This window comes from Pseudomonas sp. UW4 (genome assembly GCF_000316175.1).
Lineage (GTDB): Bacteria > Pseudomonadota > Gammaproteobacteria > Pseudomonadales > Pseudomonadaceae > Aquipseudomonas > Aquipseudomonas laurylsulfatiphila.
Genome location: NC_019670.1, coordinates 2622738 through 2646260, shown reverse-complemented (window position 1 = coordinate 2646260; position 23523 = coordinate 2622738). Strand labels below are relative to the sequence as shown.

22 protein-coding genes are annotated in these 23523 nt (G+C 60.7%); 14 read left to right on the top strand and 8 right to left on the bottom strand.

Features of this window, described 5'->3' with window-relative positions; genetic code table 11:
- Window positions 1-3 precede the first annotated feature (3 nt).
- Window positions 4-1488 carry a PLP-dependent aminotransferase family protein gene (locus PPUTUW4_RS11500; RefSeq protein WP_015094803.1) on the bottom strand — a complete coding sequence of 495 codons (1485 nt, stop codon included), beginning with the start codon at window positions 1486-1488 and terminating at the stop codon, window positions 4-6.
- A 116-nt stretch (window positions 1489-1604) separates the two neighbouring features.
- Here PPUTUW4_RS11500 and PPUTUW4_RS11495 point away from each other — a divergent pair, with 116 nt between their 5' ends.
- Complete coding sequence (locus PPUTUW4_RS11495; protein WP_015094802.1) at window positions 1605-2369, top strand: sulfite exporter TauE/SafE family protein; 765 nt, start codon at window positions 1605-1607, stop codon at window positions 2367-2369.
- 176 nt (window positions 2370-2545) lie between these two features.
- The gene (locus tag PPUTUW4_RS11490) at window positions 2546-4672 is read left to right on the top strand and encodes a TonB-dependent receptor (protein WP_015094801.1); all 2127 of its coding nucleotides are present in this window, start codon (window positions 2546-2548) and stop codon (window positions 4670-4672) included.
- Window positions 4673-4718: 46 nt separating this feature from the next.
- Here the strand turns inward: PPUTUW4_RS11490 and PPUTUW4_RS11485 are convergent, their stop codons facing one another.
- Window positions 4719-5549, bottom strand: coding sequence for an oxidoreductase (locus PPUTUW4_RS11485; protein ID WP_015094800.1), 831 nt, complete (start codon window positions 5547-5549; stop codon window positions 4719-4721).
- A gap of 130 nt (window positions 5550-5679) precedes the next feature.
- Here PPUTUW4_RS11485 and PPUTUW4_RS11480 point away from each other — a divergent pair, with 130 nt between their 5' ends.
- From PPUTUW4_RS11480 to PPUTUW4_RS11465, 4 genes are all read left to right on the top strand, one after another.
- Window positions 5680-6600 carry a LysR family transcriptional regulator gene (locus PPUTUW4_RS11480; RefSeq protein ID WP_015094799.1) on the top strand — a complete coding sequence of 307 codons (921 nt, stop codon included), beginning with the start codon at window positions 5680-5682 and terminating at the stop codon, window positions 6598-6600.
- A 28-nt stretch (window positions 6601-6628) separates the two neighbouring features.
- Window positions 6629-7906 (top strand): flavohemoglobin expression-modulating QEGLA motif protein, encoded by a 1278-nt coding sequence (locus tag PPUTUW4_RS11475; protein WP_015094798.1) that lies wholly within the window; start codon window positions 6629-6631, stop codon window positions 7904-7906.
- 172 nt (window positions 7907-8078) lie between these two features.
- Window positions 8079-9629, top strand: a complete 1551-nt coding sequence (locus PPUTUW4_RS11470) for a DUF3300 domain-containing protein (protein WP_015094797.1) — start codon at window positions 8079-8081, stop codon at window positions 9627-9629.
- Window positions 9630-9709: 80 nt separating this feature from the next.
- Window positions 9710-10549 (top strand): DUF2950 domain-containing protein, encoded by an 840-nt coding sequence (locus PPUTUW4_RS11465; protein WP_049810800.1) that lies wholly within the window; start codon window positions 9710-9712, stop codon window positions 10547-10549.
- 30 nt (window positions 10550-10579) lie between these two features.
- On the opposite strand, the gene PPUTUW4_RS11460 is transcribed toward PPUTUW4_RS11465, so the two are convergent.
- Window positions 10580-11083 (bottom strand): GNAT family N-acetyltransferase, encoded by a 504-nt coding sequence (locus PPUTUW4_RS11460; protein ID WP_015094795.1) that lies wholly within the window; start codon window positions 11081-11083, stop codon window positions 10580-10582.
- 144 nt (window positions 11084-11227) lie between these two features.
- On the opposite strand from PPUTUW4_RS11460, the gene PPUTUW4_RS11455 reads away from it, so the two are divergent.
- Genes PPUTUW4_RS11455 through arsH form a run of 4 tightly spaced genes read left to right on the top strand, consistent with a single transcriptional unit; the run spans window position 11228 to window position 14088 of the window.
- Window positions 11228-11575 carry a metalloregulator ArsR/SmtB family transcription factor gene (locus PPUTUW4_RS11455; RefSeq protein ID WP_015094794.1) on the top strand — a complete coding sequence of 116 codons (348 nt, stop codon included), beginning with the start codon at window positions 11228-11230 and terminating at the stop codon, window positions 11573-11575.
- A 23-nt stretch (window positions 11576-11598) separates the two neighbouring features.
- Window positions 11599-12882 (top strand): arsenic transporter, encoded by a 1284-nt coding sequence (locus PPUTUW4_RS11450; protein ID WP_015094793.1) that lies wholly within the window; start codon window positions 11599-11601, stop codon window positions 12880-12882.
- A gap of 28 nt (window positions 12883-12910) precedes the next feature.
- Window positions 12911-13381, top strand: a complete 471-nt coding sequence (locus PPUTUW4_RS11445; RefSeq protein WP_015094792.1) for an arsenate reductase ArsC — start codon at window positions 12911-12913, stop codon at window positions 13379-13381.
- Between the two features lie 11 nt (window positions 13382-13392).
- Window positions 13393-14088, top strand: a complete 696-nt coding sequence (gene arsH / locus PPUTUW4_RS11440) for an arsenical resistance protein ArsH (RefSeq protein ID WP_015094791.1) — start codon at window positions 13393-13395, stop codon at window positions 14086-14088.
- A gap of 222 nt (window positions 14089-14310) precedes the next feature.
- Here the strand turns inward: arsH and PPUTUW4_RS11435 are convergent, their stop codons facing one another.
- Window positions 14311-14697, bottom strand: a complete 387-nt coding sequence (locus PPUTUW4_RS11435) for a YkvA family protein (RefSeq protein ID WP_015094790.1) — start codon at window positions 14695-14697, stop codon at window positions 14311-14313.
- Window positions 14698-14826: 129 nt separating this feature from the next.
- Window positions 14827-16041: an aldose 1-epimerase family protein gene (locus PPUTUW4_RS11430; RefSeq protein WP_015094789.1), complete on the bottom strand. Its 1215-nt coding sequence runs from the start codon at window positions 16039-16041 to the stop codon at window positions 14827-14829.
- A 303-nt stretch (window positions 16042-16344) separates the two neighbouring features.
- On the opposite strand from PPUTUW4_RS11430, the gene PPUTUW4_RS11420 reads away from it, so the two are divergent.
- On the top strand, window positions 16345-17478 hold the full coding sequence (locus PPUTUW4_RS11420; protein WP_015094788.1) for an aminotransferase class V-fold PLP-dependent enzyme: 1134 nt from the start codon (window positions 16345-16347) through the stop codon (window positions 17476-17478).
- Between the two features lie 89 nt (window positions 17479-17567).
- Here the strand turns inward: PPUTUW4_RS11420 and PPUTUW4_RS11415 are convergent, their stop codons facing one another.
- The gene (locus PPUTUW4_RS11415) at window positions 17568-18398 is read right to left on the bottom strand and encodes an alpha/beta hydrolase (protein ID WP_015094787.1); all 831 of its coding nucleotides are present in this window, start codon (window positions 18396-18398) and stop codon (window positions 17568-17570) included.
- 247 nt (window positions 18399-18645) lie between these two features.
- On the opposite strand from PPUTUW4_RS11415, the gene PPUTUW4_RS11410 reads away from it, so the two are divergent.
- Window positions 18646-19125: a MerR family transcriptional regulator gene (locus tag PPUTUW4_RS11410; RefSeq protein ID WP_015094786.1), complete on the top strand. Its 480-nt coding sequence runs from the start codon at window positions 18646-18648 to the stop codon at window positions 19123-19125.
- 15 nt (window positions 19126-19140) lie between these two features.
- Here PPUTUW4_RS11410 and PPUTUW4_RS11405 read toward each other — a convergent pair whose 3' ends face one another.
- Window positions 19141-20145, bottom strand: coding sequence for a hypothetical protein (locus PPUTUW4_RS11405; protein ID WP_015094785.1), 1005 nt, complete (start codon window positions 20143-20145; stop codon window positions 19141-19143).
- A 37-nt stretch (window positions 20146-20182) separates the two neighbouring features.
- Entirely contained in the window at window positions 20183-20986 is an 804-nt protein-coding gene (locus PPUTUW4_RS11400; protein WP_015094784.1) for a type 1 glutamine amidotransferase domain-containing protein, read from the bottom strand.
- Between the two features lie 596 nt (window positions 20987-21582).
- On the opposite strand from PPUTUW4_RS11400, the gene PPUTUW4_RS11395 reads away from it, so the two are divergent.
- Both PPUTUW4_RS11395 and PPUTUW4_RS11390 read left to right on the top strand, forming a co-directional pair.
- The gene (locus PPUTUW4_RS11395) at window positions 21583-22434 is read left to right on the top strand and encodes a TIM barrel protein (protein WP_015094783.1); all 852 of its coding nucleotides are present in this window, start codon (window positions 21583-21585) and stop codon (window positions 22432-22434) included.
- A gap of 14 nt (window positions 22435-22448) precedes the next feature.
- The gene (locus PPUTUW4_RS11390) at window positions 22449-23519 is read left to right on the top strand and encodes a 2-oxoglutarate and iron-dependent oxygenase domain-containing protein (protein WP_015094782.1); all 1071 of its coding nucleotides are present in this window, start codon (window positions 22449-22451) and stop codon (window positions 23517-23519) included.
- The last annotated feature ends 4 nt before the right edge of the window (window positions 23520-23523 follow it).

The window sequence follows — 23523 nt, the reverse complement described above, 5'->3', positions numbered from 1 at the left end:
GAGTTAGCTTTTCTCCTCGACGTCCCGAATCACGGCAGCAAGAATGCGGACCCCGTCATGAACCTGCTGCGGTGTCAGACCGGCATAGCCCAAAATGAGTCCTGCGGGTCGCTCATGCTCTGCGCACGAGGGTTTGGCAAACAGCGGCGAGAGCGGATAAACGCCCACCCCGCGTTCGAGCGCCAGCGCCTGTAGCCTGGGCTCATCCTGAGCGCGCAGTGCCGATAACAGCAGTACGCCATGCAGGCCCGCCGCCATGCCGACCAGTTGCCCGTGCCCCGCCAGATGTTGCTCGACAGCCTCCAGCAAAGCCCTTCGCCGCTGCTCATTCTCCCGGCGCAGACGGCGTACGTGGCGCTCATAGGTGCCACTCTCGATCAACGAGGCGAGCACGTTTTGCTCCCAGCGCGGTGAGTGGCGATCGGTCAGCCGCTTGGCTTCACGGAAAACATGCACCAACTCCCGTGGCAGCACCAGATAGCCCAATCTGAGCTGCGGTGAAAGTGCCTTGGAGAAGGTCCCGACATAAATGACGCGGGCTTGCGCGTCCATCGATTGCAGCGCGTCGATGGGTCGCTGACCGTAACGAAACTCACCGCCGTAATCGTCCTCAATGATCCACGCGCGGTGTCGACTCGCCCACCCCAGCAGTTCCAGTCGACGTGCGACAGGCAGCACCGCCCCCATGGGAAACTGGTGCGACGGCGTCACATAGGCCAGGCGCACGCGATCATCTTCCGGCAAGGCGGCGGTATTGAGTCCAAAGGTGTCGACGGACAGGGGCAGCGCCACGGCGCCCACGGCCTCAAAGCAATATCTGGCCATGCGGTAACCCGGTTCCTCGAAGACGAACCCATCGCCGGGGTTCAACAAAAGCCGGGCACACAGGTCAAGTCCCTGCTGCGAGCCATGCACGACGAGGATTTGCTCCGCATCGCACGTCAGGCCTCGTGCCCGTTGCAGATAGCCTTGCAGGGCGCTGCGCAAACGCGCCTCCCCTTCGGGCTGCCCGAACGAGAGGCTCGGCTGACGCTTGACCAGTTCGACACGATAGGCGCGCTGCCAGCCCAGGGCCGGAAAGTCCCTCGATGCGACCGAACCGTAGCGGAAATCGATGCGCGCACCCGGCGATGCCATGCTGTAGGGCTTCAGGTCGGCAACACGCTGCCCGTACAGGGAAAGCGCAGGTGGCAGCGCTTTGTGCCGCACTAAGTTCCCCCTGGCGTGCCCGGACGAGGGACTGATCATGCTCGCGACCGTGGCAGCCTTACCCGTCGATGTCGCGACAAAGCCCTCGGCCGCCAGTTGCTCGTAAGCCGCCGTCACCGTGGTTCGCGACACGCCGAGCTCGGCCGCCAGTGCCCTGGTCGACATCAGCTTCGTGCCCGCTGCGAGCGTACCCTCTTCGATCTGCGCCCGCAGCCTGGCATAGATACGGCGCTGCGCACTGCGCAAGGATGCATCCGGCCCATCTGAAAACTGGCCCATGGAAAAACCTCAAAACTGGCACTTTCTGTGAAGCAGGTCGTGGTCGACATTATGGATACCCGGCCACCCGGAATGAAATCCCCATTTTCAACCGACAACGGCAAGGAGACCGCCCCTTGGAACTGGAACTGACCGCCACCACACTCCTTGTCACCTTCGCCGGCGTCTTTCTGATCTGCTTCATGAAAGGCGCGTTCGGTGGCGGCTTTGCCATTGTCGGCATTCCGCTGCTGTCGCTGGTAATGGACCCGATCACTGCCGGCGGACTGCTCGCGCCGCTGTTCATCGCCATGGACTTGTTCGGCCTGCGCTACTGGAAGCCGTCTACCTGGTCAAAACCGGACCTTGGGCTGCTGGTCCCTGGCCTGGTCGTCGGCATTGGCGTCGGCTATTGGCTCTTTCGCGTGATGGACCACCGCGCGGTCGCCATCGTGATGGCAGCGATCACACTGATTTTTGTCGGTCTCTGGTTCAAGGCCGGTGGAGAAGTCCGCGTACGCCCGCGCTCATCGCCCAAGGCGGTGGCCGCGGGCGTCACCTCGGGCATCACGACCATGGTCGCGCATTCAGGTGGACCACCCTTGGCGATGTACCTGTTGCCGCTGGGTCTGAGCAAGCAACTCTATGCCGGCACCACCAGCATGTTCTTCACGGTGGGCAATCTCCTCAAGGCGGTGCCCTGGCTGCTGCTGGCCAAGCCCACCGGAAACGTGCTGAGCCTGATGCTCATTTGCCTGCTCGCCGTTCCCAGCGGTGTCTGGCTTGGCTGGCGTCTGCACGCCAGACTGGATCAACGCCAGATGTACCGCGCCTGTTACGGCTTGCTGGTGGTCACCGCCGTGAAGCTGCTTTGGGATGGCATCGGCGGCTACATCGCCTGAGACTGTCCCGCCATCTGAACGTATTGCTCAGCCAGACCCGGCCCCGGGCGTTGCAGTGACGTCAACGCCACTGGAAATATCCGGAGGGCAAAAAACCAAATTGCCATGTGTTCCCTTCGTTCATTCTTGCGTCGCACTGTTCATTGCCCGTTCCCTGTACGTCTGGAGTTTCCCCAATGCCCTCGCCTAATTCCTTGCCCGCCGCGCTGCTGGGCCTGGCCCTTGTTTGTCCGGCCATGACCCAGGCTCAGGGCCTTGAACTGGGGCAAGTGCTGATCGGGGCCGAGGACCTGAGTGACGAAGACCAGGGGATCGAGGACGCCAGGGCCCGGCTGGCCCAGGTACCCGGCGGTACCAATGTGGTCGACATGCGCCGTCCGCTGCAGGGCCGTGTGGCGAGTAACCAGGATGTGCTGGCTTATCAGCCCGGGATCTATGCCCAGTCGGCGGGCAATGAGGGGGTGAAGATCTCGATACGCGGATCGGGCATCAACCGTGCGCCGGGTGCCCATGCCTCGGGGTTGTACGCCATGCTCGACGGTCTGCCGCTGACCGGCCCTGGTGGCACGCCCTATGAACTGCTGGAGCCGCTGTGGCTCGACCATGTGGAAGTGCTGCGCGGCGCCAACGGTTTCGACCGCGGTGCCCTGGCTCTGGGCGGGGCCATCGATTACGTCAGCCATACCGGCTACAACGCGCCGAAGTTGCAGGTACGCTACGCCACCGGCAGTCACGGTTATCAGCAGCGTCAGGTCAGTTCCGGACAGGTGCTGGGTGACTTCGATTACTACGTGGCCATGACCGACGCAAACGCCAATGGCTACCAGGACCACACGGCCAGCGAGAGCCAGGGCGTGATCGCCAACTTCGGTTATCGCTTCAACCCGAACCTGGAAACGCGCTTCTACCTGCGCCACCGCCAGACCGACAACGACCTCGCGGGACGCGTGACCAAGCACTCCATCGAGCACGATCCACGGGCGGCCAACCCAGCCTACGTGGCGCGGGACGATCGCCGCGACGAGCCCGGCAGCACCTTTATCGGCAACAAGACCACCTGGTACCTCGATGACGATTCGAGCATCCAGACCGGCCTGGTCTACCACGACTACCCCATGGACTTGCGTGAGGGGCCCAACCGCCTGAAGGTGGCGTACACCGATGTCAGCGGCACGTTCGACTACAAGCGCCGCGACACCCTCTGGGGTCTGCAAAGCCAGAGCACGCTGGGCCTGCGGGTGACCAAACACCTGCCCAACGCCGGCGCCAGCGAGTTCGTGCGCATCCCCACTGGCAACACCGCCGGTTACGCACCGGGCACGCTGATGCGCAACTTCACCTACCAGGGCTCGGACACGGTCCTGCATGTCGGCAACGACCTGGAGATCGCCGACGACCTGTGGCTGACCACGGGCCTGGCCGCCATTTACACCCGCCGTGAAAGCGACGTCACCTATCCGCAGGAAGGCGGCAAGACCAGCCTGCACGACTGGGACTATGCCCCGCGCGTGGGCTTGCGCTACCAGCTGACACCTGACCTGCAACTGTTCGGCAATCTCAGTCGCTCGGTCGAGGCGCCGCACCCCTGGTCGCTGATCTATAGCTCCAACATTCGCTTCCCCGCCGGCAGCGGCCCCGCCACAGGCGCCCAGCGCGATCCGGTCAAGCTGCAAAACCAGACCGCCACCACCCTGGAAATCGGTGGTCGTGGTGACAGTAACCTGGGCCAGTGGAGCCTGGCCTGGTACTACGCCCAGGTGCACCATGAACTGCTCTCGGTGTTGCCGGACGCCAACGCCACCACGCCGTACGAGCTCAACGCCAGCCCCACCGTGCACCAGGGCGTCGAAGCCAGCCTGCTGAGCCCGCTCTGGTCGCCGGGCGATGGCGGCCAGTTGAGCCTGCGCCAGAGCTACACCTTCAGTGACTTCCACTACCGCGACGATGACCGCTTCGGCGACAACCGCCTGCCGGGCCTGCCGATGCACTATTACCAGGGCGAACTGCGTTACGACTGGCCACAAGGCTTTTTCGCCGCGGTCAACACCCAATGGGTATCCAAGGTGGCGGTCGATTACGCCAACAGCTACTACGCCGATCCCTATGCCATATTCGGCGCGACCCTGGGCTACAACGCGCCCAAGGGCGACTGGCAGACCTGGCTGGACCTGCGCAACCTGACCGACAAGCACTATGCCGCCACGGTCACGCCGGGCTACGACGACAAAGGGCTGGACGCGGCCCGCTCCACCCCCGGCGAGGGCATGGCGATGTACGTCGGGGTGTCGTGGAGCCTGCTCTGAGGCCGCGTTGGACAGGCTTTGAACCTCCACACGGCCCCTGTACGCGTCAGACCTTGAAGTCGGTGGACAGCGCCAACGCTTTCCACTCGCTCAACTCCGCCTCCACAAAGCGGTTTTTCGCCTCGATGCGTGCAACAGTGTCGCTGCCCAGCGCAAGGCGTTGTGGCGGTTTCGGGGCGTTGACCAGCGCGAGCATCGCTTCGGCAAACTTCACCGGATCCCCAGGCTGCGCATGGTTGGCGCCTTCGGCAAACTGGCGCATCTTGCCGACGGTTTCCTCGTAGTCCGGCAGTTCCAGGGCGGTCTTGATCAGCGACTGCTCGTCCAGGAAGTCGGTGCGGAAGAACCCGGGTTCGACAACCGTCGCATGGATGCCCAGCGGCGCCAGCTCCTGATGCAGCGCTTCGGTAATGCCCTCCACCGCAAACTTGGTGGAACCGTAGACGCCCCAGCCCATGTAGGCCTGATAACCACCGATCGACGAGATATTGATCACATGACCGCTACGCTGGCGTCGCATGTGCGGCAGTACCGCGCGGGTGACATTGAGCACGCCGAACACGTTGGTGGCGAACAGGCGTTGGGTTTCGCTGGCGCTGGTCTCTTCCACCGCGCCCAGCACACCGAAACCGGCATTGTTGATCAGCACGTCAATGCGCCCGAAACGCTTGATGCCTTCGGCGACCGCCTGATGTGCCTCTTCCTCGCGGGTGACGTCCAGCCGCACGGCGAGCAGGTTCGGGTGATCGCCCAAGCGATCAGTGATGTCTTGTGGTTGACGAGCGGTGGCAATCACAGCGTCGCCGGCACGCAGGGCGTGTTCTGCGATGAGGGTGCCAAAACCACGGGAAGCGCCAGTAATGAACCAGGTACGCATTTCAACTCCTCCTGCATGCGACCCGAGCGTTGTTGCCGGGCCTTCTCGATGAGTTGATGCCACTTTAAGGCTGTGCTACTGATGTGATAATCCCAGCAATTTTGCATGACATTGTGAAAGGTATTCACAAATGAAATCCCCCTCCACCGCCGACCTGTCGATCTTCCTGTGCATCGCCCGGCACCTGAACTTCAGCCGGGCAGCGGTCGAACTGGGCCTGACACCCTCGGCACTCAGTCATTCATTGCGAGCGCTGGAGAATCGCCTGGGCGTACGCCTGTTCAATCGCACGACGCGCAGCGTGGCGTTGACTGATGCCGGGGAACGACTTTTCGCACGGCTGAAACCAGCCTTCCGGGACATCGATGATGCCTTGGAAGACCTCAATAGTTTTCGCGACAAGCCCTCAGGGAACCTGCGCATAACAGCAGGCCGACAGGCGTGTGAGTTGGTGCTCTTGCCGATCGTCAGCCAGTTCCTCAAGGAGTATCCGGATATCCGCCTTGAGATCGTCGAAAGCGACGCATTGGTCGACGTGGTGGCTGGCGGTTTTGATGCGGGGGTACGTTTCGGCAACCGTCTGGAAGCCGACATGGTCTCGCGACCTATCGGGCCGAACATGCGCTCGGTGGTCGTGGGCTCGCCGGCATTCTTCGAGCAGCATGCCGCCCCCCAGAAACCCGTGGACTTGCATGGCATCCCGTGCATCCGCCATCGCTTCCCCAGCGGCTCGATGTACCGCTGGGAATTCGAACGCGGCGCGATCACCCAGGAAATCGAAGTCAATGGCCCGCTCACGCTCGGCGATGTCAGCCTGATGATCGGCCCGGCACTGCAGGGTGTGGGCCTGGCCTACGTGTTCGAGGACATGGTCAGCGGGTATCTGGCCGATGGCCACCTGATCCAGGTGCTGGCCGATTGGTGCCCCTTTTATCCGGGCCTGCATCTGTATTACCCCAGTCGCCGTCATGTGCCCGCAGCGCTCAAGGCCTTCATCGACTTTACCCGTACGGCTCAACACGCACCGCGCGCGACAACTAAGCTTTTGTAACGTCACCTCGTCCCTCAAGGAGCTATCCATGAGCGCCGCTGCCCTGTCCGAACTCGATGCCGCCCTGCCCGGCCTGACCCGCAAGATCCGCGTGCTCGATGCGCTGTCCTGGCCCGATGGCGTCGAGGAGGACTTCCTGGCGAAATGGCGCAGCGGGCGTGCCACGCTGCCCAATGTCAAGTTGCAGCCCCGCGACCACAGCGCCGACATCGCCGCCCTGGAAACCTTTATCAGCCATTGCGATGTGGGGCATCCGGCCGGGAACCACCTGGCCCTGACCGCCCGTAGCTATGCCACGGCCGGGCACATGCTGGGGGCCGTGGGTACTCCCGCCTTTACCCAATACTCGTCAGCGCTGTACCGGCGTCCGGATTTCCATTACTCGCGCCTGCAACTGAGCATGCTCGACGCGGCCCGGTTCTTTCTCGACACCACCGACGCCCTGCTCGGGGGTGCACGAATTCCACCCTGCCCTGCCGAGATTCCGGCCAAGGTGTTCGCCGCCTGGATTCAACCGGAACTGGACCGTTTCTTCGGCGTCGGACAGATCACGGTGGTGCTCGATCCGAACCTGGCCGCCAAGGCCATCGCCGGATCGAGCCGCATTCGCCTGCGGGCCAGTGCGCTGTTCTCGGAGCTGGACAAGCATCAGCTGTTGCAACACGAGGCCTTCGTGCATGTCGCCACCGCACAGAACGGCGCGCGGCAGCCCAACCTCACCAGCCTGGGCCTGGGCGCTCCGCGCACAACCCAGACCCAGGAGGGCATTGCCACCCTGGCCGAACTGTTCACCGGCAGCATGGACATCAACCGCCTGCGTCGCCTGGCCCTGCGCGTGCTGGCCGTCCAGCAGGCGCTGGAGGGCGCCGACTTCATCCAGGTATTTGAAGGATTTCTGGCTGCCGGGCAGACGCAAGAGGAATCCTTCCGCTCAACCCAACGGGTGTTCCGCGGCGCCGATCTGCGGGGCGGTTCAGCGTTTACCAAGGATGCCGCTTACCTGACCGGGCTGCTCGGCGTCCACACCCTGCTGCGCATTGCAATTCGCGATAACCGGCCGGAACTGATCGGGCACTTGTTTGCAGGGCGCCTCAGCCTGGCGGACACTGTGCGCCTGGCGCCACTGTTCGAGTCCGGCTGGCTCAAGGGACCGACCTACCTTCCGCCCTGGGCCTCTGATCTGCGTCTGCTGGCGGCCAACCTGGCCTTCTCGGCGTTCATTTCCCGGATCAAGCTGGATGTGCTGGACCTGGACGTGTTCATGGCATTTGCCGAAGAACACGAAAGCGATGCCAGCGCACACTGATCAGAATCAGGACCTGGATCACAGCGTTTCAAAGCCAGCCTGTCTCCTCCAAATGAGCTGCTACCCTTAGGGAGCGGTGTCGAGGCGCAGCTCTGTGGCTTGCAGAGTCGGCTTTCACCTGCCGGGGATTGATCCACTCATTTCAAGCCTGCCTGACCACATGGGGGGTGCAATGCACATTCCATTTCTTTACGCGTTGTCGGCCGTACTGTTATTGAGCGGATCTTCCAGCCTGGCACTGGGTGCGGATGAGACCGCAGCCGCACCGGCCCCGGTTCCGGCACCCGCCACCGCTCCAGCAAGCGCGGCCAATGCGGCGCCCGTCGCCCCGGTGGTCAAGGATCCGGTGTTCAACCAGGAACAGCTGGATCAGATGCTGGCGCCCATTGCGCTTTACCCGGACCCTCTTTTTGCACAGGTGCTGATGGCCACCACCTACCCCGGGGAAGTCGGCGAGGCCGTCAGCTGGTCCAAAGCGCATCCGGACGCCAAGGGTGACGACGCGGTCAAACAGGTGGCGAACCAGCCCTGGGATCCGAGCGTGCAAGCGCTGGTCGCTTTCCCGCAGGTTCTGGCAACGCTGGGGCAGGACCCCGTCTGGGTGCAACGCCTGGGTGATGCCTTCCTGGCGCAGCCCGACGATGTCATGGAAAGCGCGCAACGCCTGCGTCGCCAGGCACAGGCAGCCGGCAACCTGCAGAGCAACCAGTATCAGAACGTGACGATCCAGAATGTCGCGGCGCCCGCGCCTGCAACCACGAATGCGGCACCGGCTCCTGCTCCTGAATCGGCACCGGCGCCGGCCAGCAGCTCCACCATCATCATCCAGCCTGCCGATCCGCAGGTGGTGTACGTCCCCACGTATAACCCGACGACCACCTACGGCACCTGGCCCTACCCGGCCTCGCCGCCCGCGTACTATCCACCGCCACCGGCCTATTACCCGGGCCAGGCCCTGATGGCCGGGCTCGCGTTTGGCGCCGGCGTGGCGATCATTGGATCGTTGTGGGGTGAATGTGACTGGGGCAATAACGACATCGACATCGACGTCAATCGCTACAACAACATCAACGCCAACAACCGGATCACCAACAACAAATGGCAGCACAACCCGGTGCACCGCAATGGCGTGCCTTATCGAGACAATGCGAGCCGCGCGCAATACGGCCGCCAACTCAGCGGTGCCAGTCAGCGTGAAGCCTATCGCGGGGACACTGCCCAGCGCGCCCAGGCCCGTGAAAATGCCCGCAGTTCAATGGACAGGCACGGTATCGAACGACCTGCCACCAGCAACCGCGAAGCCCGTGATCAAACGCGCAAACTCCAGTCAGCAGCCGCGGACGGCAATCGGTTACAGGGCGGTGCGGACAGGCCCAAGGCGGCTGACAGAGGCCAGGGTACCGCCAGAAATACCCGGGAAAATCAGCAGCCGAGGACCCAGGCCCGCCAGGAACCCAGAAACCAGACCGCCCAGTTGAACCAGCGCAGAGAAGGCGCCGCGCAGACGCGGCAAGCACCGAACAAACGGCCCGCCGCCAGTGCCGGCAGTGCCCGCAACAATGCGTTCGCCGGCGCACGCTCACCGTCCCAGGCCAACGTCCAGGCCAATCGTGGCCGGGCCAGCCAGGCATCCGCCCATCGCCCCAGTGCCGCCCGTTCGGCCGGTCACCAGGTCAGTCGGCCGTCCAATTCACCAGCGCGTCAAAGGGGGGGCCGTCGTTGAAAAACCATCCTCAAGTGAAAGGACTCACGGGCTTGCTGCCTCCTGTCCTTGCGGTAGCTGCCGGCTTGTTGTGGTCGTGCATGGCGACGGCGCAGCAGGCCTTTCCAACACCGGAAAAGGCCGCAGAAGCCTTGGTCCAGGCACTGGGTACGGAACACGCCGACCAGGCACGCCTGACGGAACTGCTCGGTAGTGACTGGCACAATTACATCCCGCGTGAAGGCGTGCAGCGCAAAGACGTCGATGCGTTTTTGCAGCAGTACCGCGAGCAACACCACATTGAAAAAATCGGCGACCGCAAGGGCATCCTGGCGGTCGGCCCCGAGAATTGGACACTGCCGATCCCCTTGGTAAAAGTGGCGAGCGGCTGGCGCTTCGACTTGAAGGCCGGCAGTGCCGAGATCCGCGCACGCCAGATCGGACGCAATGAACTCGACGCGGTGCAGTCGGTGCTGGCCTATCACGACGCCCAGATGGACTATGCGTCAGTCGATCGGGACGGTGATGGCGCACTCGAATATGCGCAGAAAATCTTCAGCACCCCCGGCAAGCACGACGGACTCTATTGGGCGCAAGACGATAGCGGCCAGATCAGCCCGCTGGGGCCTTCGTTCGGCAAAGCCATTGCCGACGAAGAATGGCATGGCTACCGCTTCCGCATCCTGCATGGCCAGGGGCCTTCGGCACCGGGTGGTGCCTACAGTTACCTTATCGGCGACAAGATGAGCCGCGGCTTTGCCCTGATCGCATGGCCGGCGAAATACAACGTCACCGGGGTGATGAGCTTCATGATCAGTCACGAAGGCCAGGTGTTCGAAAAAGACCTGGGGCCCGAAGGTGAAAAACTGGCGCAATCGATGAAGCGCTTTGACCCGGATGACAGCTGGCAGGAGGTGGCGGCAGATCAGGATCAGGAGTAGCCCGCAGCAACCTGCTACGGGCTGGCAGAACTATTGAAACGACAGGACGAATCGCTCTTCGCTGCCCGGGCTGTCATCACGGCAAGGTTGCTCAAGCTTGAATCCGCACCGCTCCAGTACCTTTCTGGAGCCCAGGTTTTCCTTGAAGGCATAGGCCACCAGTTGTGCAAGTCCCCAGCGCACCTGTGCCTGCTGGATCAGATGCCTCAGCGCCAGAGTTGCCAGCCCCTGCCCGCACACGCGCTGATCGATCCGATAACCCACTTCGGCAGACCCCATCGCCAGGTCGATGCTTTTCAGATTGGCTCGACCAACGATTGCCTGGCTTGAGTCCTCGATGACAAACGGGTGCCAGGCACCGCTGGCCAAACCGGACAGATAGCTGTCGATATGATCGGCGACACCGCGCAACGAATAAAACGCAGGTTCGCGCGCATCGATATGCGATTCGAACCATTCACGGTTGCGGATTTCGAACGCCAGTAAAGCTTCAGCGTCAGTGGTTTTCAGCTCGCGAACGCTAAACGATTCCATTCAGTGCGTCTCCTTTGCCTTGTGTCGAAACAGCGCAAGTCTATCGCATACCTGAACAACCCTGCCCTTCCTGAGTCCGAGCGGCTTGCACGAAACATATGGATAAACGTATATTCGCATGACCATATGTACAGTGCCCTGCCAATGCTCAACCCTGCCTCCGTATTCAAATGCCTGTCCGACGAAACCCGCGCCCGGGCCACTTTGCTCATCGCTCGTGAAGGCGAGTTATGCGTGTGTGAGCTGGTCTGTGCCCTGGACGATAGCCAGCCGAAAATTTCCCGCCATCTTGCCCAGCTTCGCGGATGCGGCCTGCTTCTGGACCGCCGCCAGGGGCAATGGGTGTATTACCGGCTCAACCCTGATCTGCCCGTGTGGGTTCGTGATGTTCTGCAGACCACGCTGGCAGCGAACGCCGACTGGCTCAAGGACGACAGCACCCGCCTGAACGCCATGGGCGACCGCCCTCTCAACACTGCCGCCTGCTGCTGACCCTTCAACCGTCGAGAATCCACATGCTGATTGCGTTTTCCATTTTCCTGCTCACCATGGTGTTGGTCATCTGGCAACCCAAGGGCCTGGGCGTCGGTTGGAGCGCCTCCCTGGGCGCCGTTCTTGCCCTGCTGGCAGGCGTCGTGACGCTGCACGATATTCCGCTGGTGTGGGCCATTGTCTGGAACGCCACCGCGACCTTCATCTCGCTGATCATCATCAGTCTGTTGCTCGATGAGGCCGGGTTCTTCCAGTGGGCCGCCTTGCATGTGGCGCGCTGGGCCAAGGGTGACGGGCGACGCCTGTTCGTCTTCACGATACTGCTGGGGGCCGGCGTCTCCGCGTTGTTTGCCAACGACGGCGCCGCCCTGATCCTGACCCCCATTGTTGTTTCAATCCTGCTCGCACTGCGTTTTTCGCCGGCGTCCACCCTGGCGTTCGTCATGGCGGCCGGCTTTATCGCCGACACGGCGAGCCTGCCCCTGGTGGTGTCCAACCTCGTCAACATCGTTTCGGCGGACTACTTCGACCTGGGGTTCAGCGAATACGCCGCCATCATGGTGCCGGTCAACTTCGTTGCCGTGGCGACCACCCTGGTGGTGCTGTACTGGTTTTTCCGCCGTGACATTCCCCGGCACTACGCGCTCGATGACGTGATGGATCCGCGACGCGCCGTGCGTGATCCCCTGACCTTCCGCGTCGGCTGGATCGTTCTGGCCCTGTTGTTGGTCGGGCTGTTTGCCCTGGAGCCCCTGGGCATTCCGGTCAGCGCCATCGCAGCGGTCTGTGCCGCGATGCTGTTCGCCGTGGCGGCGCGCGGGCATGTGATTTCCACCCGCCGGGTGCTGCGTGAAGCGCCCTGGCAGGTCGTGATCTTTTCGCTGGGCATGTACCTGGTGGTGTACGGGTTGAAAAACGCCGGACTGACCACTTACATGACAATGGCCCTGAACCGCATGGCCGAGTTCGGCATCTGGGGCGCCGCGCTGGGCACCGGCCTGCTCACGGCCTTGCTGTCATCGGGCATGAACAACATGCCCACGGTGCTGGTGGGCGCGCTGTCGATTCAAGCCAGTGACGCCACCGGCGTAGTGCGTGAAGCCATGATCTACGCCAACGTCATCGGCTCTGACCTGGGCCCCAAGATCACCCCCATCGGCAGCCTGGCCACCCTGCTCTGGCTGCATGTTCTGGAGCGCAAGGGCATCCGCATTACCTGGGGTTACTACTTCAAGGTCGGCGTGGTCCTGACCCTGCCGATCCTGCTCATCACCTTGTCTGCCCTGGCCCTGCGCCTGAGCGTATAGCCCCGTGCGACCGCAAAGAGGAGTCACCATGCGCGTTCTGTTTATGTGTACCGCCAACAGCTGTCGCAGCATCCTGTCCGAAGCCATGTTCAACCATCTCGCGCCGGAAGGCTTTGAGGCAATCAGTGCCGGCAGTTTCCCCAAGGGACAGGTGCTGCCCCGCAGCCTGCGCACCTTGCAAGAGGCCGGCATTGCCATCGACGGCTTGAGCAGCAAAGGCAATGAGGCTTTCGAAGCCAACCCGCCGGACATCGTCATCACGGTCTGCGACAAGGCTGCCGGCGAGGCATGCCCGGTGTACTTCGGGCCGGCACTGAAAGCCCATTGGGGCCTGGAAGATCCCTCGGACATAACGGGCGATGAAGCACGGATAGCGGCGGCGTTCCACTCAACCCTGGCGCGCATCGAAACGCGCTGCAGGGCATTCCTCGAACTGCCTTTTGCACAACTTGACCGCGATGCATTGAAGCGCGAACTCGAACGCATCGGCACGCTTTGACTGGAGCCCTTATGACCCATTCCCTGCCAAATCTCGACGCGGCACTGACCCAACCCATTGCCGGTGGACGCGACGACCAGCACAAGCCGCGCATCCTGTTGTTATACGGCTCGACTCGTGCGCGGTCATTCAGTCGTCTGCTGGTCGAGGAAGCAGCCCGGTTGCTCGAACACTTCGGCGCCGAGACGCGGATCTTCAATCCATCCGGCCTGCCGCTGCCGGACGACGCGCCCTCCGACCACCCGAAAGTCCAGGAACTGCTCGAACTGATGCAGTGGTCTGAAGGACAGGTCTGGTGCTCGCCAGAGCGCCACGGCTCGATGTCTGCGGTGTTCAAGGCGCAAATCGACTGGGTGCCGTTGGCGTTGGGGGCTATTCGCCCAACCCAGGGTAAAACCCTTGCGGTCATGCAAGTCTGCGGCGGCTCCCAGTCCTTCAATGTGGTGAATCAGCTTCGTGTGCTGGGACGCTGGATGCGCATGTTCACCATCCCCAATCAATCTTCGGTGCCAAAGGCTTTTCTGGAGTTTGACGAAGCCAATCGCATGAAACCCTCATCGTTGTACGACAGGGTCGTAGACGTCATGGAGGAACTGGTGAAATTCACCCTGCTGCTACGGGATCGCCCCGACCTGGTTGACCGCTACTCGGAACGCAAAGAGTCCGCGCAAGAACTGACTCAGCGCGTGAATCAGCGCTCGATCTGACTATGGAGATTTGACTCGATAGCCGAAAAAAGTCGCAAACCCCATGACCTTTAAGGGCTTGCGACTCCCTCTCTGGCTGCCGTCGCCTCGGCTTTGGCGGCGTCCCGAGCGGCATCCGCGGCATCGTTGTCGTCCGCGTCGCTGTCATGGCCATTGCCCGGGCCTTTGTTCCCGAGTTCAAAAAAATCAGGACTGACGCATGGGTTGAGCAACAACTTCAACTCACAGCAAGCAAGCTACCAGACTGCTCGCAGCAACGAGCCAGACCACTACAACGATCACCGCAGCAAATCTGTTCACTGGCCGCTTCCTGTGGCTTTTCTCCCACTCACTCGCTTTGAACCGACAATCTTCGAGCACCTGTGCAGGCATCAAGCGAATAGCGAGCAGAATGCCAAGCGGCAAAATAATCACGTCGTCCAGATACCCAAGCACAGGAATGAAATCGGGAATGAGGTCGATTGGACTCAGTGCGTACGCCACGACAAAAACCGAAATCCATTTGGGTAACCAGGGTGTTTGCGGATGCTGAAAGCAAAACCAGAGAACCATCGTTTGCTGTTTGAGCTTTCTGGCCCAGCCACGTAAACGATCAAGCAGGTGTTTCATATCGGCATCGTCTGTAGTTGAAGGCGCGTGCCTGCGAGCGTAGCGCCTTGGGTGATTGACAGCCATGAGTCAAGAGCTGGCAAACAGCAACAGACTGGTGCGATCAGCGAAGCAACGCTCTAGCCGGTGTCACCCCTTGGTCAGATCAACCAACGGCGTCTGCCGCACCTCAGTCTCCCGCCCGCCCTGAATCTCGCTCACCTGCTGCAAGGCCTTGTCCACAGCCGCCTTATCCGCCAACAAGCTGTAGCTGATGCGGAACTGCTTGTGTTCCTTGGGCCCAATTGTCGGTACCAGGTTCAGTGGCCGTTGATAACGGCGGTTGTAGGAAAAACTTGTCCCCGGCTCCAGCCCCGTGACATAGCCCTGGCCTTGGGTGTCGGTGTTTTTCCATAGGGAAAACACGGGCAGTGTCTGAGTGTTGAAGCCGACCGAAACGCCCAGGCTGCCGGCCTTGTTATGCAACACGGTCAATGTATCGCCCTTGGCATCGGCATAGGGCACCACGTTGTAAACCGTTTCGTCGTAGTCCCTGGTCGGTGCGCGGTAGGTTTGCCAGTCGGGCAGATCACCCTTGGCCTTGTCGTTGAACGGCGACACCTGTTTCACCGGCGCGGCGAACCGGGCGCCCTGTTCCAGGAACGGGGTGCTGAAGTTGCTGTGGTACAGCGCCTGGTATTCCTTCGGATAGTCGCCGTTGTTGGTCAGGGTGTCGTTGAGGGCGAACACTACGCTGCCGGGTTCGGTGACCAGTTCGGTCGCGACGGAGAAGTCGACTTTCTTGAACGCCTGCTCTTTCAGCTCGCCGCGCAGGGTGATGGCGTATGGCGGTTTTTCATCGATGTGCAGGGTGACTTTGTTCGCGGGGATATTGGCGGCGCGACCGTGCAGGGTCAGCAGTTCACCATTGTCGATGCCGGGGTGACCGACCCATTCGTAGCCGCAGCGAGTGACCAGTTCGTTGAAACCTTCCAGCCAGCCCAGGCCACCACGACCGTTGAGTTCGATGAAGGATGGATTGACCACTTCCTTGACCGGTGAATCCCAGCCCATGCGCACATCGCCGACCGAGGCTTGCAGGACGTTCATTCCGCGAGTCGGCACTACCGAAAGTTTCATCGTGCCGTTATCGATGTCGACGATGCTGACGCCCTCCTGCCGACCGCCGTGCATGGTGCGCAGGGTAACGCTGAAGGGTTTGTCGGTTTTTATGCCGAGTTGCTGACTGGTGATCTGCCAGTTCCGGGCGGCCTTGTCGGTGTCGAGCAGAACGTAATCCCAGGCCATGGCGTGGGAGGCAGCGGACAGTGCGCTGAGGGCAACAAAGAGTTTGAGCGGGGTCATGGCAGCAGCCTTTCTTGGAGTTGTGCCGTTTTTATAGACTTGAAGAAACGTTTCAGCAAGCTTAAAAAGCGAAAAAACGCCGGCAAATGCCAAGACAAATCCGGGAGCAACCGGAAAATCGAGGCGATGCCATCGCGAGCAGGCTCGCTCCCACATTCACCTGCGAGCATTGCTACGTCCATAATCGACATGATGATGCCAACCGCTCGACAGAAGTCGCCATTCAATCCCGGGCAATCTTGTCATTTGCCAAGGCTTGGCGCAGGGTCGATACCACTGAGATCTCTGCCAAAGGAGTCACCTATGTCAAAGCTATATCCCAGTATCGATCCCGAGGGACTGGTCGAGTACTCAGTGGTCTACACCGACCGCTCGCTCAACCACATGTCGCAGTCATTTCAAGGTGTGATGAAGAACATTTCCAGGACCCTGAAACAGGTCTACAACGCCCAGGCTGTTGCGGTGGTCCCGGGCAGCGGCACATTCGGCATGGAAGCGGTGGCGCGACAGTTCGCCACCGACCAGCAATGCCTGGTGATACGCAACGGCTGGTTCAGTTATCGCTGGAGCCAGATCCTTGAGATGGGCAACATCCCGGCGGCCACCACGGTGCTCAAAGCCCGACCGGTCGACACTGCTCGCCAGGCTGCCTACGCCCCACCCCCTCTGGACGACGTGCTGGCAGCCATTGCGGCTTCGAGGCCGCAGATTGTCTTCGCCCCCCACGTTGAAACCTCATCAGGGATTATCCTGCCCGACGAGTACCTGCGGGCCGTCGGCGACGCCGTGCATGCGGTGGGTGGCCTGTTCGTGCTGGACTGCATCGCCTCAGGCACGCTTTGGGTTGATATGCACAAATGCGCAGTCGACCTGCTGATCAGCGCACCGCAGAAAGGCTGGAGCGCCTCCCCTTGCTGCGCCCTGGTGATGTTCAGTTCCCTGGCCCTCGAGCGCATCGAACAGACGCAAAGCAGCAGCTTCGCCTGCGACCTGAAAAAGTGGCTTCAGATCATGCAGGCCTACGAACAGGGCGGACATGCCTACCATGCGACCATGCCCAGCGATTCCCTCGCGCGATTTAACGAGGTGATGAAAGAGACGCAAGCCTACGGTTTCGACAAGGTCCGCGGCGAACAACAGGCGCTGGGCGATCGGGTGCGCGCAATGTTGACCGGCAAAGGTTTCAAAAGCGTCGCTGCAGCCGGCTTTCAGGCCCCTGGCGTAGTGGTGAGCTACACCGATGATGCCGACATCAAGAGCGGCAAGAAATTTGCCAACCACGGCCTGCAAATCGCCGCCGGAGTGCCGTTGCAATGCGACGAGCCGGCCGACTTCCAGACCTTCCGCATCGGTCTGTTCGGACTCGAAAAGCTGCACAATATCGAGCGTACGGTCAGCACCCTCGAGCAGGCACTGGACGAGGTAATGGTTGACTAAGGCTTCATCTTGCCCGCAGCACATGCCGAACTTGTGAATTGCAGGCCTTGAAGAGGTTAAGGGCGGGGTGTTTACCCGCCCTCCATTGTTTAGCTCCGCACGAATGCCAGCAGATCGACGTTAATCGTATCGGCGTTGGTTGTAGGCATTCCATGCGGGAAGCCCGGGTAAATTTTCAGCGTACTGTTTTGCAGAAGTTTTGCTGACAGAACCCCGGAATTTTCATAAGGCACGATCTGGTCATCATCACCATGCATCACCAGAACGGGGATCTTGATGCTCTTCAAATCTTCGGTGAAGTCGGTCTGAGAAAAAGCCACGATCCCGTCATAGTGTGCCTTTGCACAACCCATCATGCCTTGCCGCCACCAGTTCCAGATGATGCCCTCAGACGGTTTTGCACCTGGGCGGTTGTAGCCGTAAAAAGGTCCCGCTGGAACGTCGTGGTAGAACTGTGCGCGGCTGGCCTTCAGTTGTGCCTGCAAGTCGTCGAAAACTGACTTGGGCAGGCCGCCAGGATTACTCGGGGTCTGGACCATCAGCGGTGGGACGGCACTGATGATGGCGGCCTTCGACACTCGGTCTTCGCCGTGGCGCGCGATGTAATGAACGACTTCCCCCCCGCCGGTGGAGTGGCCGACATGGACTGCGCCTTGTACGCCGAGGTGATCAACCACGGCCGCGACGTCGTCAGCATAGTGATCCATGTCGTGTCCGTCCCAGACCTGACTGGAGCGCCCGTGACCACGTCGGTCGTGTGCAACAACCCGGTAGCCGTTGGCCAGGAAAAAGAGCATTTGCGCGTCCCAATCGTCCGCGCTCAGTGGCCATCCATGATGGAAAAAGATGACCTGGGCATCGCGCGGCCCCCAGTCTTTGTAAAAGATTTCAACACCGTCTCGCGTAGTGACATACCCCATGTTCGCATCTCCTGAATGAAGTGAAGGCCTGAACCGAATCCTGTTTCGATCAAGGCCCTGAATGAACAAAGTGCAGCCCATCCAATAGGCGGTTCAGAGGGCGTGTTTCAGGATCGGTTTCCGTTTGCCCCCCCTCCCCCAGAGCTCCATGACGGCTTGGCAACCCATTGCACCCGAGCCGCTTGGCCGCCCGAAGACTTTAGGTTTAAAGTCAACTTTAAGGTCAATGGATTTTTTGAGGTGGAATATGAGAATAGGCGAACTGGCGAAAATCAGCGGGTTGGCGCCTTCACGCATCCGCTTCTACGAAGCGAGCGGCCTGATCAAATCGGTCGAGCGTAAAGCCAATGGTTATCGGGATTATGCGCCTGACACCCAGTGGGTTCTGGAGATCATCACTGGCGCGCAGGCGGCGGGCTTTTCATTGGAAGAAATCCGCCAATTGATGCCGATGAATGCGAGTGGTTGGCAGCACGAAGAGTTGCTCAGTGGCCTCAAGCAAAAGGTTGAGGAAATCGAAGTCCTGCAGCAGCGGTTGGCCCAGAACAAGGCGCAACTTCTGCTGGTCATCAAGGGCATCGAGGGTAAGCCCGAGGGCATGGCGTGTGCGGACAATGCGCAATTGCTGTTGCATCGTCTGCGCGATGAGGGCGTGACAGGCACTTCAGGCCGCCGTGATGCAGCGTCTTCCAGGAAAAAAACAGCCCGTCAGGCTTCCGGGGCCTGACAGGCGCAACAGGTTTCAGCGCTCGCCAACCAGGGTGGCAAGTGGTTTTGGCGCATAGAGCGCGCTCTGGAACTCAGGTACATATTCGTACTTCATCATTTTCCCCAGCTTCAGGGAGCGGAGGTAGTTCGACAGACTGCCGTCGCCCAGCGTGAGGGTGGCCGAATCCGTGTCCCGGCTGGAGCCATGGCTGAGCTGGCGGGAAACAGCATATCCATAGGCCGGTTGGCCCTGGTGATCGAGATTGGTGAAACTGCTGGTGACGATATCGACATCGCGGGACAGGTCGTCGAGTTTCTTCGCTTTGAAGGACACGTCCAGTTTGCCGGTCTGGCTGTCGGTAATGTCATACACCACCGATTGCGCATCCTCTTTGCGGTCAATGCCGGTCAGCCATTTCGGCAGGTTGTAACCGACGACACCACGCACCCTCGCCAGCTCCGTATTCACCGGCAGCTTGAGCACATAACCCCAGAAATCTCCAGACATCGACTGACCAATCAGCGTGAACGGCCCCAGATTGGCTTTGCCGGGTTTGTTGGTGATGATCGACACGGCCACCTCGTTGTAGGCATCGTTATCGCAGTGCTCATAGGTGTACGCGGTGAACGCGATCAAGCCGCGGCCTGGCCAGACTTGCAGCGGCTGCACGGTTGCCAGTACTTCAGGCGGCATCAGCGCCCGGAGCCGGTCCAGGTCCGCCGTATAAACAGCCGTTACGCGACTGTTCTGGTAGTAAAAGTTTGGCGAGTACGACTCAAAGCCAATGTCGACCTTATTCTTCTCCAATCCCTTGAACCAGCTCAGATCAACACCCGGCACTTCTGCTGCAATCACCGACAACGGAGGGTTGGAGCGAAAACGGTCGTACAGGCCGCCCTTGACGACGGGCACCTGGTGGCCTGCGATATCGATTGTGGTTGTGTCGGTCGGGCTGGGCATCTCAGGCGTCCCCGCCAACGCAGCGTTGGCAAAAGTGTTGAACAGTAATGCTGTTAAAACGGCGCTTGCGAGTTTCAATCGGTCTTTCTCCAGGTGATGGGGTGTACTTCATGGATCAGCGAGCTACGTTGCCGGCGGCGAGCACGGCCATCACGGCTTCAGCCACGGCCTTGGGTGATTGAGGGTTCTGACCGGTCACCAGCCGCCCATCGGTGATGGCAAATGACGTGAACGGCAGCCAGCCCTTGCGGTAACGCGCACCCTGGCTCACCAACCTGTCCTCAAGGAAGAAGGGCACCTGACTCTTCATGCCCGAAAACAGCTCCTCGCGGTCAGAGAAACCGGTGATGTTTCTGCCCTTGATGATCAACTGGCCTTGTTGATCCTTCAGATCCAGGAGTCCCGCTACACCATGGCAGACGGCCGATACGATGCCGCCCTGGTTGTAGATGGTTTCGGCGACACGCCGCAGGTCGGGGTTATTGGGGAAATCCCACATGACACCGTGGCCTCCCGTGAAGTAGATGACACTGAACCGGGACGGATCGACATCGGCGATCGGTATCGTGTTTTGCAGGCGAGCGCGAAAGGCAGGGGACTGCAAATGCTCACGGGCAGCCTTGTCCATGTAAAGCCAACCGAGGCTACGCTCGTCCAGAGGCACAGCGCCGCCCTTGGGGCTGGCAAAAACCGTCGTGTAGCCGGCCGCTTCCACCACATCGGTGAAATGCGTCAGCTCGGTCAGCCACAAGCCCGTGCTATCGGTTCGTGAGGGATAGCTGGCGTGGTTGGTCATGATCACCAGTATCTGGCGATCTTGCGCAACAACCGCGGAAGGGGCCGGCCCGGCATTTGCAAAAGTCATGAATGCACCGCCTATCAATACCAACGCACAGGAAATAAAGGTTTTCAACATCATCCAGGGTCCGACAGTCATGCAGGTCCGTGCATGCTCACCTTAAACCTCACTTTAAGGTCAACCCCCGCGGCTGCAAAAAATCGCCGCGCCTGTTCGCACACAACACACCACCGGCATTGCCAATATTGAAGTGTTCATACCGGGTTCTGCCGGCATGATTCGCGGTAACAGGTTTGCCAATCTGATTCGTCCGCTGCCGGGTTTGTCGTTCGTCATAAACCTTTCAAGTTCAAATCGCCTCGCGACCCGATGTCGCTTGGCAGTCTTCAAAATGATGTCGTAGTAAAGGCACCCCTCGTCAACACCCAGCGTAGACACGCACTCCCCCACTAAATCCCTCCTGTAAGCGCGATAATTAGCCAGCTATTGGTTGATGAAAGTCTGAAGTATTCATTTGAACTTTCAGATTCTTCCGCCGCGCAGCCTGTGCCTAACATCAGCTCCACAGCGAACCAGCCTCGGCATCGCTCAGTGGCATCAGGTTACGCAGGGATCCGGTTTCGAAGTCCTCTGCCGCCACCGACCATTGATCGCTTGGCCGCCTGGTGCAGTCGAAGTGCTTTTGCAGTAGGCCCTGGGATTTTTGAGGATCACCGATGAAGCTGGAAATTTTCCGTACGCTGTGGGGTTACACCGCCAGCAAGGCTCAGGCGCTCGAAGAGTTGCTGCAAGCGGGCTTTGATGGCATGGAAGCGCGCCTGCCACTGGACGCCCGCGAAAGGGCTGAGTTTGGCGCCTTCCTCCAGGCCAACCGCCTGGGCTATATCAGCACCGTCTTCAGCGCCTACGACGTGCTGCCGGATCAGTCGGCAACGCCTGCCGTCCACCTCAATGACCTCGACCAGAAGCTCGCCTGGGCCGCTGAACTCTCCCCGCGCTTCGTCAACGTGCTGGCGGGCAACGACCGCTGGTCCTTGGCGCAACAGGTGGAGTTTTTTGGCCAGGCGATGGAGCTGGCGCGCAAGCACGGTCAGGTCTGCAGTTTCGAAACCCATCGCTCGCGTTCGCTGTTCAACCCCTGGGTGACCCTGGAGTTGATCCGGCAACTGCCCGATCTGCTGTTCACCAGTGACATCAGCCATTGGATCGTGACCTGCGAGCGCCTGCTGAATGATCCGGCCGACGACCTGAGCGCGTTCATCGAGCGCGTTCACCATATCCAGGCCCGGGTCGGTTATGACCAGGGGCCGCAGGTTCCGCACCCGGCGGCGCCCGAATATGCAAAAGAACTGGCTTTCCATCAGCAGCACTGGGAAAGCATCTGGCGCTCGCAGCAGGCCCGCGGTTACCAGGTCAGCACCCTGACCCCGGAATTCGGTGCTGACGGCTACTTGCATCACCTGCCCTTCACCAATGTCCCGGTCGCTGACCTGTGGTCGTTGAACGTGTGGATGGGCCAGACCGAGCGCAAACACTTCGAGCGTTTCCACCACTCAAGCCATCCTTAGGGAGCCGATGCGTCATGCCTGACAATAAAAACAACAGCGCCAGCACTGACACACTCAAAGCCAACTTCAACAGCATCCCGGTGATCAACATCGCCGGTCTGTTCAGCTTTGAACTGGAACACCGCCTGGCCGTGGCCGAACAATTGGGGCGCGCCGCCAGCGAAGTCGGGTTTCTCTATATCACCCATCACGGTATCGACCCGCAACTGATCGCCAACCTGCGCAAGGCGGCCAAGGACTTTTTCGACCAGCCCCTCGACACCAAGATGCGCCACTACATCGGCACCTCGCAGACCCACAAGGGTTTTGTGCCCGAGGGCGAAGAGGTCTATTCCAAGGGCAAGCCGGACCACAAGGAAGCCTTCGACGTCGGTTTCGAAGTCCCGGCCGATGATCCGCTGGTACTGGCCAATACCCCCTTGCTGGGGCCCAACGACTGGCCGCAGCTGGCAGGCTTCAAGGCCTCGGTGCAGGCCTACTATGAAGCGATTTTCGCCTTGGGCCGGCGTCTGTTCAGCGGCTTCGCCCTGACCCTGGGCCTGGAAGAAAACTACTTCGACAGCCTGGTCACCCGTCCGCCGTCCAAGCTGCGCCTGATCCACTACCCGTTCGACGGTGCCGCCCATGACGCACCAGGGCTTGGCGCCCATACTGATTACGAGTGCTTCACCATCCTCCTGGCCGACAAACCAGGCCTTGAGGTGATGAACAATCTTGGCCAATGGATTGATGCACCACCGATTGCCGATGCCTTCGTGGTCAACATCGGCGACATGCTGGAGGTGATGACGGCAGGCGCATTCGTTGCCACTGCGCACCGGGTGCGCAGCGTGAAGGAGGAGCGTTATTCCTTCCCGCTGTTTTATGCCTGTGACTACCACACCCAGATCAAACCGCTGCCTGGATTCGCCCAGGCCGGCAATGACTATGAAGAGATCACGATCGGCGAACACATGTATGGCCAGGCGCTGCAGACCTATCAGTATCTGCGCCAGAGGGTGGCCAACGGGGAAGTTCAACTGCCAGGCAAGGCACGCAAGCCCGCCAGTTTCGGACATTTGAAAAATCAGGCGCAACCGTCCTGATTGA

What these genes read in the sequence shown, in the direction of transcription:
- PPUTUW4_RS11500 (WP_015094803.1), bottom strand. Translation starts at nt 1,488, where the DNA reads ATGGGCCAGTTTTCAGATGGGCCGGATGCATCCTTGCGCAGTGCGCAG.
- PPUTUW4_RS11490 (WP_015094801.1), top strand. Translation starts at nt 2,546, where the DNA reads ATGCCCTCGCCTAATTCCTTGCCCGCCGCGCTGCTGGGCCTGGCCCTT.
- PPUTUW4_RS11485 (WP_015094800.1), bottom strand. Translation starts at nt 5,549, where the DNA reads ATGCGTACCTGGTTCATTACTGGCGCTTCCCGTGGTTTTGGCACCCTC.
- PPUTUW4_RS11480 (WP_015094799.1), top strand. Translation starts at nt 5,680, where the DNA reads ATGAAATCCCCCTCCACCGCCGACCTGTCGATCTTCCTGTGCATCGCC.
- PPUTUW4_RS11475 (WP_015094798.1), top strand. Translation starts at nt 6,629, where the DNA reads ATGAGCGCCGCTGCCCTGTCCGAACTCGATGCCGCCCTGCCCGGCCTG.
- PPUTUW4_RS11470 (WP_015094797.1), top strand. Translation starts at nt 8,079, where the DNA reads ATGCACATTCCATTTCTTTACGCGTTGTCGGCCGTACTGTTATTGAGC.
- PPUTUW4_RS11465 (WP_049810800.1), top strand. Translation starts at nt 9,710, where the DNA reads ATGGCGACGGCGCAGCAGGCCTTTCCAACACCGGAAAAGGCCGCAGAA.
- PPUTUW4_RS11460 (WP_015094795.1), bottom strand. Translation starts at nt 11,083, where the DNA reads ATGGAATCGTTTAGCGTTCGCGAGCTGAAAACCACTGACGCTGAAGCT.
- PPUTUW4_RS11455 (WP_015094794.1), top strand. Translation starts at nt 11,228, where the DNA reads ATGCTCAACCCTGCCTCCGTATTCAAATGCCTGTCCGACGAAACCCGC.
- PPUTUW4_RS11450 (WP_015094793.1), top strand. Translation starts at nt 11,599, where the DNA reads ATGCTGATTGCGTTTTCCATTTTCCTGCTCACCATGGTGTTGGTCATC.
- PPUTUW4_RS11445 (WP_015094792.1), top strand. Translation starts at nt 12,911, where the DNA reads ATGCGCGTTCTGTTTATGTGTACCGCCAACAGCTGTCGCAGCATCCTG.
- arsH (WP_015094791.1), top strand. Translation starts at nt 13,393, where the DNA reads ATGACCCATTCCCTGCCAAATCTCGACGCGGCACTGACCCAACCCATT.
- PPUTUW4_RS11435 (WP_015094790.1), bottom strand. Translation starts at nt 14,697, where the DNA reads ATGAAACACCTGCTTGATCGTTTACGTGGCTGGGCCAGAAAGCTCAAA.
- PPUTUW4_RS11430 (WP_015094789.1), bottom strand. Translation starts at nt 16,041, where the DNA reads ATGACCCCGCTCAAACTCTTTGTTGCCCTCAGCGCACTGTCCGCTGCC.
- PPUTUW4_RS11420 (WP_015094788.1), top strand. Translation starts at nt 16,345, where the DNA reads ATGTCAAAGCTATATCCCAGTATCGATCCCGAGGGACTGGTCGAGTAC.
- PPUTUW4_RS11415 (WP_015094787.1), bottom strand. Translation starts at nt 18,398, where the DNA reads ATGGGGTATGTCACTACGCGAGACGGTGTTGAAATCTTTTACAAAGAC.
- PPUTUW4_RS11410 (WP_015094786.1), top strand. Translation starts at nt 18,646, where the DNA reads ATGAGAATAGGCGAACTGGCGAAAATCAGCGGGTTGGCGCCTTCACGC.
- PPUTUW4_RS11400 (WP_015094784.1), bottom strand. Translation starts at nt 20,986, where the DNA reads ATGATGTTGAAAACCTTTATTTCCTGTGCGTTGGTATTGATAGGCGGT.
- PPUTUW4_RS11395 (WP_015094783.1), top strand. Translation starts at nt 21,583, where the DNA reads ATGAAGCTGGAAATTTTCCGTACGCTGTGGGGTTACACCGCCAGCAAG.
- PPUTUW4_RS11390 (WP_015094782.1), top strand. Translation starts at nt 22,449, where the DNA reads ATGCCTGACAATAAAAACAACAGCGCCAGCACTGACACACTCAAAGCC.